Genomic DNA, 9,792 nt, shown 5'->3' with positions numbered 1-9,792 from the left:
AAGCGACCACGAAAAACACGGGGTTACAATACGCCGGATGAGCTATTTAAAGGTACAAAAACTCATTTACTTCGTTTATAACGATGTTGCACTTAATATGTGAATCCAAGCCTGTTAGTTATTAACGCTTTTTGATTGTTTTGTATATAGTAATTTAAAAAATGGTTGTTGTTTTTTTGTTAAATCAAACACAGGTGTGGAATTAAATTTACTTTATTAAAATAATTATCGTTGTTAATTAATTTTATTGGTTATATTTTCTTGTTTTAAATAAAGGCGACTGCAATCTTGTTTTTATGATTGTTGTTGAATTGAAATTATATTAAAGGTATTGGTGATTTATTCTTAAAAAATTAATCGGTCAGTGTTTTTAGAGATCTTTATTTAAATTATCCTGCTCTATTTCCGGGGTAAACATTGCCTGATTCTACTCCGCAGGCATAGAAATTCAGCATAAAGAAATAATGGTGAGTTTGTTCCAGAAACTCAGGAAGGGATGGAGACATCTGCATGGAAGTTTGTTGTTGAATTTTCAAAATAAGTTTAAACACCAATAAAATAATTGAGTGTTTCTCTGGGGGCTTGAAGTGCGCTTCTTCACTACAGAGCACATGTCAAAATGTGCTAATTTTTTACCAAACTCTTGCCGATAAGTATAAAATGAACAAATGGCTTATTGGTCATTGATTCATAATGTGATTGTTTTTTGATTTTCTTGAATAACTGCAATATTTATGCTTATTAGCGCTGTTATTAACAGTAAAAAACAGTCACAATCTCTTCACCGACGGATTTTTGGCAATTTGTAAGGGTAACATGGAAATATTCTTTACTATCTTGATATTGATTTTGGTGGTGTCAGTTTCTGGTGTTCTTACTAAAATGATTCCGTTCCGTGTCCCCTTGCCTATAGTGCAAATAGCAATGGGAGCACTGCTCGCCTGGCCTCATTTTGGTTTACACGTTACTTTCGATCCTGAATTATTCCTCGTTTTACTTATTCCCCCTTTGTTGTTTGTTGATGGCTGGAAAACACCGACCAGAGAGTTTTTCCAGCACGGACGTGAAATTGTTATTTTAGTTTTAGTATTGGTATTAGTGACAGTTGCCGGTATTGGTTATTTAATTCACTGGTTATTGCCGAGTATCTCACTTATTGCTGCTTTTGCACTGGCGGCAGTGTTATCACCTACTGATGCGGTTGCATTATCATCAATTGTTGGAAAAGGGCGCATTCCCAAAAATATGATGAGCATACTGGAAGGAGAAGCATTGATGAATGATGCTTCTGGTCTGGTGGCTCTGAAATTTGCTGTAGCAATTGCCATGGGAACAATGGCCTTTACCGTCACTGGTGCAACGATGAAGTTTTTCCTGGTTGCGCTTGGTGGATTGGCTTCTGGTATTGCTGTCACATTGATATACAGTAAATCCCTCCGGCTGATGAGTCGCTGGAGTGGCGATGATCCTGCAACTCAAATCGTGTTCATGATGTTGTTGCCATTCGCTTCCTACATGATTGCTGAACATATCGGTGTATCCGGTATTCTGGCAGCAGTGGCTGCTGGTATGACGATCAGTAAAGCTGGAGTGATCCGCAATGCACCACTGAATATGCGTCTGCGTGCTGATAACGTATGGGGAATGCTGGCTTTCGTCTTCAATGGCCTTGTATTCATCATGCTGGGGTTACAATTACCGGGTATTTGGGAAACTTCTGTCGCTCAGGCTGAACTTGATCCGCAAGTTGAAACGTGGATGCTGTTCTCTGCCGTAGGGATCATTTACGTAGCGTTGGTATTGCTGCGGTTCGCCTGGTTGTGGCTGATGAAAAATAGCAGTAGGGTATTAATGAAGAAGAAACCGCTGGAGTTTGCTTCTTACACAACCCGCGAATTGTGGTTGGCTTCGTTTGCTGGTGTTCGTGGTGCAATTACACTGGCGGGTGCGTTGTCTATTCCCCTCTTTTTACCGGATGGTGATCCGTTCCCGGCTCGTTATCAGTTGATTTTCATTTCAGCGGGTGTGATTCTGCTCTCCCTGTTTATAGGGGTTATCGCTTTACCTTTGTTGCTTCGTGGCATGAAAGTGGGGGATAAACTGGCGGATCTCAATGAAATCAGAATGGCAAAAGCAGCAATGGCTGAAGTTGCGATTGTCAGTATGAATAAGATGGAAGAACGTTTATCTGCCAGTCCGGAAGAGAAGCTGGATGCAGAAGACATTAGTGAAATCGCTTCCCGAGTTATCGGTTATTTGCGGCGTCGTACTGCGGGTACGGATGAAATCGAACATAATTTGATGGTTGAAGAGCTGGAGCGTCGTTTCCGCTTAACGGCATTAAGGGCTGAGCGAGGAGAACTGTACCATTTGCGTGCAACCCGTAAGATTAGTAATGAAACACTACAATCGCTGCTGCATGATCTGGATTTGCTCGAAGCGCTTTTAGTGGGGAATGAACAATAAAAGTAGGTAAAGACCAATAAATTATGTGGCTGTTAACAATCACAACCTTTTTGTGGGCCGCTTCATTTAGCCTGATCGGTGTCTATCTCGCTGGTCAGGTTGATAGCTGGTTTTCAGTTCTTGTCAGGGTAGTGCTGGCGGCAATGGTGTTTTTGCCATTTTTGCGCTGGCGTGGTCTGTCATTGAAAGTTATTTTACTGTATATGGCCGTCGGTGCTTGTCAGCTTGGTGTGATGTACTTATTTGTGTTTCATGCCTATCATTACCTGTCTGTTGCAGAGTTTTTACTGTTTACCATCATGACGCCGCTTTATGTCACATTGATTTATGATTTGATGGGGCGCCAGCGGCTGCGTTGGGGTTATGCTCTGAGTTCTTTGCTGGCTGTGGCTGGCGCAGCGATTATTCGTTATGACCGATTGAGTGAATCTTTTTGGATTGGTTTGGTGCTGGTGCAATTGGCGAATATTTTCTTTGCGATGGGGCAGGTTGGATATAAGCGTTTGATGGAAGTCAATCCAATTCCACAGAGAGTGGCGTTTTCATGGTTCTATCTGGGCGCCTGTGTTGTTGCCATCATCGGCTGGCTGATGTTTGGTGATCCACAAAAATTACCGACCACTCAGATACAGTGGGGCGTCCTGATTTGGCTGGGAATTGGCGCATCAGGCATTGGCTACTTCATGTGGAACTATGGCGCAACCCAAGTAGATGCCGGAACACTGGCCATTATGAACAATATGCTGGTTCCGGCAGGGTTGTTGGTCAATTTTGCAATTTGGCAGCAGCATCCTGATTGGCTGAGCTTTACCATTGGAGGCAGCCTGATTGTTGCATCGCTTTGGGCGCATCACCGCTGGATACTGAAACCCGCTTCACGAAAGGCAAATTGTCCACCGCATGCTGGCGGGCAGAACGAATAAACGTATCAATGGCAGGTTGACGCTGTTCTCCTTCCCGGTTGGCAGCGTACAATCTGCTCCATAGCCCTTCCCCTAACGTTTGGGTCACAACCAACCCCTGTCTTTCGAATGTTTCCACTGCCCAATGTGGTAATGCAGCAATACCCAAACGAGCCGCCACCATTTGGATCAGCAATAGCGTATTATCAACAGCTTTCAATGTCGGAGCGACACCCGCAGGTTCAAGAAAACGCCGCCAGATATCAAACCGTTGCCGCTGAACGGGATAAATCAATAGGAGTTCAGAAGCAAGATCTTGCGGATGGATATCCCGTTTATTTGCCAGAGGATGATCCGGCGCAATCACCAGCTTTACTTCATAATCAAACAGTGGAGTGTAATGTAGATTACTGTCCGCAATGATGTCTGATGTCAGAACGATATCCAGCTCTCTCTTTTGCAGAGCAGGCTGAGGATCAAACGTCACACCGGATTTAAAATCCACGTTAACTTGTGGCCAGCTTTCACGAAAACGCTTAAGTGCGGGTGTCAGCCATTGAATACAACTATGGCATTCAATGGCAATGCGTAGATTTGTCTCCTCTGGTTCATTACATTCACGCAGGGAAGCCGTAATCAAGGGTAATACTTGTTCCGCCAGCCTTAATAATACTTCTCCCTGAGGCGTTAACCGCAGAGGCTGGCTTTTACGAATGAACAGTTTAAATCCCAGCCGGTGCTCTAATTCACTGAATTGATGAGAAAGGGCAGATTGCGTCTGATGAAGATAATTTGCAGCAGCAGCCAACGATCCACAATGGTTCAATGCTTGTAGTGTTTTTAGGTGTTTTATTTCGATCATGAAAAACCTTCAAGTTGATAATGAATAAATTGCGCTTGTGGTTTATACACTACATGCTGATTATAGAAGTGTAAACATCTAGACGGCTAAAAATTTCACGGGTGATAACATGACGGTTTTGAATCATACATTAGGTTTTCCACGTATTGGCTTGAAAAGAGAGCTGAAAAAGGCGCAAGAAAATTATTGGGCAGGTAAGATTTCCCAACAGGAATTGCTGGAGACAGGCCGTGAATTACGCGCACGTCATTGGCAACAACAAAAAGAAGCGGGCGTTGATTTAGTCCCCGTTGGTGATTTTGCCTGGTATGATCAAGTATTGACCACTAGCTTGTTATTAGGCAATGTTCCACCACGTCACCGAAACGAAGGTGGAAATATTGATCTGGATACCTTGTTCCGTATTGCTCGTGGTCGGGCACCGACAGGCACACCAGCAGCAGCTTCAGAAATGACCAAATGGTTCAACACAAATTACCACTATATCGTGCCTGAATTTCAGGAAGGGCAGGAATTCAAACTAGGCTGGAACCAGTTACTGGATGAAGTGGATGAAGCTCTGGCGTTGGGACATAAAATAAAACCTATCCTGTTGGGGCCGGTGACTTATTTATGGCTTGGTAAAGTGAAGGGCAAGACTTTTGATCGCTTATCCTTACTGGCAGATATCCTGCCGATATACCAACAAGTGTTGGCAGAACTGGCAAAACGTGGCATTGAGTGGGTACAGATTGATGAACCAGCGTTAGTGCTGGAACTGCCAGAAGAATGGCTCGCGGCGTTCTCAACGGCTTATCAGGCTCTTGAAGGGCAGGTGAAGTTACTGTTGACGACCTATTTCGATAGCATCGGCCATAATCTGGAGACAATCAAATCACTGCCAGTGCAGGGGCTGCATGTTGATTTAGTGGCAGGACAGGATTCCCTTGAAAGTTTAGATAAATCACTGCCGGATAATTGGTTGCTTTCACTGGGTGTCATTAATGGTCGCAATGTCTGGCGAGCAGATTTGAGTGAGAAATATCAGCTTGTTGCACCATTGGTCAGTAAGAGAAATGTGTGGATTGGTACTTCCTGTTCATTGCTGCATAGCCCGATTGACCTGAATGATGAAACAGGGTTAGACGAAGAAGTGAAGAGCTGGTTTGCCTTTGCATTGCAGAAATGTTCGGAGCTTTCTTTGTTGTCACAAGCATTGAATGCACCAGAAGGCAGTAAGCAGTCTGAACTGGATGCTTATAGTGCACCAATTCGTGCCCGCCGTAGCTCCACAAGGGTAAATAATCCAGCGGTTACTGAACGCATCGCTGCGATCAAGCCGCAAGATAGTGAGCGCTATCAGGCATATCCTGAACGTGCCAAGCTTCAGCGCCAACGTTATAACTTACCGCTGTGGCCAACAACAACTATCGGTTCATTCCCGCAGACAACGGAAATTCGTGGCTTGCGTCTCGATTTCAAAAAGGGCCGGGTGGATAGTACGCATTACCGAACCAATATCAGTGAACATATTAAGCAGGCGATTCAGGAACAGGAACATTTGGGGCTGGATGTGCTGGTGCATGGGGAAGCTGAACGTAACGACATGGTGGAATATTTCGGTGAACACTTTGATGGTTATGTCTTCACGCAAAATGGTTGGGTGCAAAGCTACGGTTCCCGTTGCGTAAAACCACCAGTGATTATAGGTGATATCAGCCGCCCGGAAGCCATTACTGTAGATTGGGCGACTTATGCACAATCCTTGACTGATAAACCTGTGAAAGGGATGTTAACAGGGCCGGTGACGATTCTCTGTTGGTCATTCCCAAGGGAAGATGTCAGCCGGGAAACTATCGCTAAACAGATAGCGCTGGCGCTGCGTGATGAAGTTGATGATTTACAGAAAGCGGGCATTGGTATCATTCAGATTGATGAACCTGCATTGCGTGAAGGATTGCCACTGCGCAGAGAAGAATGGCAGGCATATTTGGAATGGGCAGTGGATGCCTTCAAGCTGAGCGCAGCAGTTGCGGAAGATGACACCCAAATCCACACTCATATGTGTTATTGCGAGTTCAATGACATCATGCCGTCTATTGCAGCACTGGATGCGGACGTGATCACCATTGAAACTTCTCGCTCAGATATGGAGTTGTTGGATTCATTCGAAGATTTCTCATATCCGAATGAAATTGGGCCTGGTGTGTATGATATTCACTCACCAAACGTGCCAAGTGTTGAATGGATTGAAGCATTATTGCGTAAAGCGGCTGACCGTATCCCTGTTGAACGCTTGTGGGTAAACCCGGATTGTGGTTTGAAAACCCGCGGTTGGACAGAAACCAGACAATCATTGGCGAACATGGTAGAAGCCGCAAAACGCCTGCGTGCTTCAGTGAATGATTATCTTTAAAATTAAGCGATAAGTTGAAAATACCCGCCACAGAGGATGTAATGTGGCGGGTTTAAAGGATTATTTCCCAAGGAGTTTGTTTTTCAATAAATTCATGCCAGCCGATTTCAAATCCAGATTTTCCGGCACTTCACCGTTTGGGGTGACTTTATCAATGAGATTTGGCAAATGTTGGGAGAGTAAAGAAGAGGCTTCATTGGGATCTATCCCAATTTTATCTGCCAACTGTTGAATTGTAGAAGAGCCAAAAATAGAAGAAAGTTGATCGGCATGAATAGGTAAATTTTCGCCGGAACCAATCCATGAGTGAATCGTTCCATCCAGACCTTGCTGGGAAAACTTATCAATTAACCCACTTATTCCTCCCTGACCTTCAACCCAGTCCATCACATGCTGAAGTTGCTGGTTTTTACCACCACTCAGCATATTAGCGATTTGATCGAAAAAGCCCATCGTAACACTCCCCTTTGTTGAGGTTTTATCTGCCTGACCAGATAAAACACTTAATTAGGTACGTTTGCAGGAATAAAGTAGTAGATATGTTATGGAATAAAGATGAATAACAGATTTAATTATTACAGTAGCACAATATTTCAAAATCACCTTATTTTAGGTGGAGATGGGTGATTGGAGTATTGAGTAATTTTTCTTATTAAATTACCGATTTTTAACACTGTTATGTGAAATGAAGTTTTGTGTTTTTTTATTTTAATTTATTTAAATTCAATTTGTTATGATTTTTTCTTGTTGTGAAATATAAATTATGAATGTGATATTCATCGTTTTTTTGTGAAGTTATCTATGTGAAGATTAGAAAGGTAACAAAATAGTCATACAACACCAGGGAATTACATCGATAATAAAAATAGAGATTATAGGGCTGGAAGCGATGAAAGCAGGAATAGCATGGTCCTAATAAGAGTAGGTATGTCACCTATTCAATGTCAAAACCTGTGAGCATTCAAACAGGCGAAAGAAATAGGTCATAGTGAATAGAGTTGTCTAATTGCAGTGGTTGTAGCTAGGCGTACTTTTGTCATCTGTAGTTAATAGGGAATGTAATTAACAATTAAGTAAATTAAGACAGGCTCATCTGTTATTTTGTTTAGTACTTCCTCTTCTTGAAAATGCATAAAATGTTTCTGTTTATTGGTATGAATAAACAGAAACATGCCTAATATACTAACTTCAGGGGAGCTTAAAGATTGTAGTACGGTAACTAATGACTATGATTTTTAGGCTCTTCTGAGTTATTCAAACAATCTAATCCGATTTTGAGTGTGAACATAAAATTTCTGAATTTGTCAAAGATAAAATTTCTCTCTTTCGAATTTTCAATTTATGGCATGTGGCTCACATGATAAGGAATCCATAAGTATTTGAAATGAAGCAGGCAAGAAGGTGAGATATGATTCCGTATAAGGAATCTCAAATATTTTTGACAATTGAACGGAAAAATGGAGCATCAGATGAACAAGATATGTAAGAGAGTAGTCTTGTTGGAGGGGCAATCATGGCCATCAAACTTGGTGTAATTGCTGATGATTTCACAGGGGCAACTGATATCGCTAGTTTTATGGTGCAAAGTGGTTGGCAAGTTACTCAATTGTTAGGAGTACCAGATGAGAATACACTTGTTCCGTGTGATATAGACGCTGTTGTGATTAGCTTGAAAAGTCGTTCTTGTTCTGTTGATGAGGCTATTAAACAATCTTTGAAATCTTGCCGATGGTTATGGCATAAGGCGGGGTGTAGTCAACTGTTTTTCAAATATTGTTCCACTTTTGACTCAACTTCAGAAGGCAATATTGGTCCGGTTATGGATGCTTTGATGGATGAACTTCAGGTGGATATCAGCCTAATTTGCCCGGCTCTTCCAGTCAATGGACGTACGGTAGTTCATGGGCACTTGTTTGTTAATGGACAGTTATTGAACGAAAGTGGAATGCAATATCATCCAGTCACTCCGATGAAAGATGCCAATTTACTGCGATTGATAGAACAGCAATCAAAAGGGAGAGCAGGATTAGTCAATCTTGATTATGTGCGTCAGGGAAAACAAGCTATTTGTCATCATCTGGAATCATTGCGCCAGAATGATATTCGCTATGCGGTAATGGATGCGATGTTGATGGAAGATTTGATGCCTATCGCTCAAGCAGTATCGGATATGACATTAGTGACAGGTGGTTCTGGTCTAGGGGCAGCACTAGCTAGTCACCATTCAGGGCACACTTTGGCAGTTTCGGCAATTGGAGATGTTCCACCAGCCATAGATAGAAAAACGGTTATTATCTCGGGAAGTTGCTCAGTTATGACAAATCAACAAGTCAATGAGTATAAGAAAATCTCACCTGCCATAGAATTAAATGTGGGAGAGTGTATCCACAATTCTGAATATGTCGATCAGTTGACAGACTGGGTTATCCAGCAATCAGAGGGCAGCTTAGCGCCTATGCTATATGCTACACAGTCACCTAAATCACTGGAAATGATTCAACAGCAGTATGGTGCTATAGAAGCCAGCAATGCAATTGAACAAGTTTTTGCTGAAACTGTTAGGAAATTGAGACAACAGGGATTTAATACTTTTATTGTCGCGGGTGGGGAAACTTCGGCTCAGGTTGTACGCAGTTTGGGAATAGGCCAAATCAGTATTGGTGCACCTATTGCTCCGGGGGTTCCTTGGGTACATGACTTGCATTCCGATTGTTGGTTGGCGTTGAAATCGGGCAATTTTGGTGAGATTGATTTCTTCTGGTATGCACAAGAGATGTTTCATATATAAAAAGGTATTGTATGGAGTTGCAGGTTGGAGGAGTAGGTTTGTCAAATAATGGACTATGATATTAGGATATATGAGAGTGAGATTATAAGGTGATTCATCATTGTTTCATTAATGAATTACAAATAAGTTGATTGAGTAAAATTGCATACGAGAGATTAGGATAGTTAGAAATAGCCAGACAAAAGAAACTCCTATGAATTTAGTAAGATATCATAATGGGTGAGGATATTGTTTTGCATTTACATGCCCTTAGCTAGTGATCATTTCCTATATATATAACTTTTCATAATTATGAGAATTTCATATTTCCTATTCCTTTCCAACTATTTGCTGAAGCGGCATTCAAGAAAATCTTAACTCTTTTGATGAGCTGCCACAT

General features: G+C 42.1%; 5 protein-coding genes and 1 pseudogene. 4 read left to right on the top strand and 2 right to left on the bottom strand.

Going from position 1 to position 9,792, the window contains the following annotated elements; all coding sequences use genetic code 11:
• Positions 1–816 precede the first annotated feature (816 nt).
• A complete protein-coding gene (locus AAC854_RS19635; RefSeq protein WP_340618589.1) occupies positions 817–2,466 on the top strand; it encodes a Na+/H+ antiporter in 1,650 nt (549 codons plus the stop codon).
• A gap of 23 nt (positions 2,467–2,489) precedes the next feature.
• A complete protein-coding gene (locus tag AAC854_RS19630; protein WP_340618588.1) occupies positions 2,490–3,389 on the top strand; it encodes a carboxylate/amino acid/amine transporter in 900 nt (299 codons plus the stop codon).
• Here AAC854_RS19630 and metR read toward each other — a convergent pair.
• Positions 3,274–4,230, bottom strand: coding sequence for an HTH-type transcriptional regulator MetR (gene metR, locus AAC854_RS19625; RefSeq protein ID WP_340618587.1), 957 nt, complete (start codon positions 4,228–4,230; stop codon positions 3,274–3,276). The genes AAC854_RS19630 and metR overlap by 116 nt on opposite strands.
• Before the next feature lie 109 nt (positions 4,231–4,339).
• On the opposite strand from metR, the gene metE reads away from it, so the two are divergent.
• Complete coding sequence (metE, locus tag AAC854_RS19620; protein ID WP_340618586.1) at positions 4,340–6,625, top strand: 5-methyltetrahydropteroyltriglutamate--homocysteine S-methyltransferase; 2,286 nt, start codon at positions 4,340–4,342, stop codon at positions 6,623–6,625.
• Between the two features lie 60 nt (positions 6,626–6,685).
• Here the strand turns inward: metE and AAC854_RS19615 are convergent.
• Positions 6,686–7,087: pseudogene (locus AAC854_RS19615) on the bottom strand (YidB family protein); the annotation flags it as partial.
• Positions 7,088–8,138: 1,051 nt separating this feature from the next.
• Here AAC854_RS19615 and otnK point away from each other — a divergent pair.
• The gene (otnK, locus tag AAC854_RS19610) at positions 8,139–9,413 is read left to right on the top strand and encodes a 3-oxo-tetronate kinase (RefSeq protein WP_340618584.1); all 1,275 of its coding nucleotides are present in this window, start codon (positions 8,139–8,141) and stop codon (positions 9,411–9,413) included.
• The last annotated feature ends 379 nt before the right edge of the window (positions 9,414–9,792 follow it).

Source organism: Xenorhabdus entomophaga, assembly GCF_037996725.1.
GTDB classification, from domain to species: Bacteria; Pseudomonadota; Gammaproteobacteria; order Enterobacterales; family Enterobacteriaceae; genus Xenorhabdus; species Xenorhabdus khoisanae.
This window is presented reverse-complemented; position numbering and strand designations above follow the sequence as displayed.

Excerpts from the sequence above, each read along its gene's own strand:
- AAC854_RS19635 (WP_340618589.1), top strand. The coding sequence starts at position 817 with ATGGAAATATTCTTTACTATCTTGATATTGATTTTGGTGGTGTCAGTT.
- AAC854_RS19630 (WP_340618588.1), top strand. The coding sequence starts at position 2,490 with ATGTGGCTGTTAACAATCACAACCTTTTTGTGGGCCGCTTCATTTAGC.
- metR (WP_340618587.1), bottom strand. The coding sequence starts at position 4,230 with ATGATCGAAATAAAACACCTAAAAACACTACAAGCATTGAACCATTGT.
- metE (WP_340618586.1), top strand. The coding sequence starts at position 4,340 with ATGACGGTTTTGAATCATACATTAGGTTTTCCACGTATTGGCTTGAAA.
- otnK (WP_340618584.1), top strand. The coding sequence starts at position 8,139 with ATGGCCATCAAACTTGGTGTAATTGCTGATGATTTCACAGGGGCAACT.